This is a genomic window from Roseateles sp. P5_E1, assembly GCF_054049335.1.
Genome location: NZ_JBFUMN010000253.1, coordinates 1 through 643, shown reverse-complemented (window position 1 = coordinate 643; position 643 = coordinate 1). Strand labels below are relative to the sequence as shown.

The 643-nt window shown below is 70.1% G+C and carries 1 protein-coding gene; it reads left to right on the top strand.

The window, feature by feature from the left end; all coding sequences use genetic code 11:
• A partial coding sequence (locus tag ACXJKJ_RS30885; protein WP_457395349.1) for a DUF1631 family protein occupies nucleotides 1–643 on the top strand: 643 nt, incomplete at both ends.

Sequence of the window (643 nt, the reverse complement as noted above, 5' to 3'; positions counted from 1 at the left end):
GGCGCAGGCCGTGGGCAGCGGCAGCGCGCGGCGCAGCATGGGCGACCTGCACAACGCCCTGTTGGCGCAGATGCGCGCCGACCATGGCGCGCAGGCCGCCTTGACGGTCAAGGACAACGACACCTTCGACCTGCTGGACATGCTGTACGGGCAGATCCAGCGTGAAGTGCGCCCCGATGCGGTCGCCGCCGACCTGCTGGCCCGCTTGCAGGTGCCCGTGGCGCGCGCGGCGTTGTCCGATCCGGCGTTCTTCGTACGTGACCAGCACCCGGCCCGTGAACTGCTCAACGCCGTGGCAGAAGCCGGTGCCAACTGGCTGGGCGAGGAGGACGTCGATCCGCAGCTGGTGCAGAAGCTGGGCCGCGCGGTCGACCAGGTGGTCAACGATTACCAGGGCGACGCGGCGGTGTTCGACACCGCCAACGAAGAGATCCAGCAGCACTTCCGCGCGCTGGCGCACAAGGCCGAACTGGCCGAGCGCCGCCACGTGGAAGCCGCACGCGGCAAGGAGCGGCTGGAGGCGGCCAAGCAGCAGGCCGGTGCCAGCATCGAACAGCTGTGTGCCCAGGCCGCGCCGCCACGCTTCGTGCAGTCGCTGCTCAAGCAGGCATGGTCGGACGTGCTCACCCTGACCCTGCTGCGC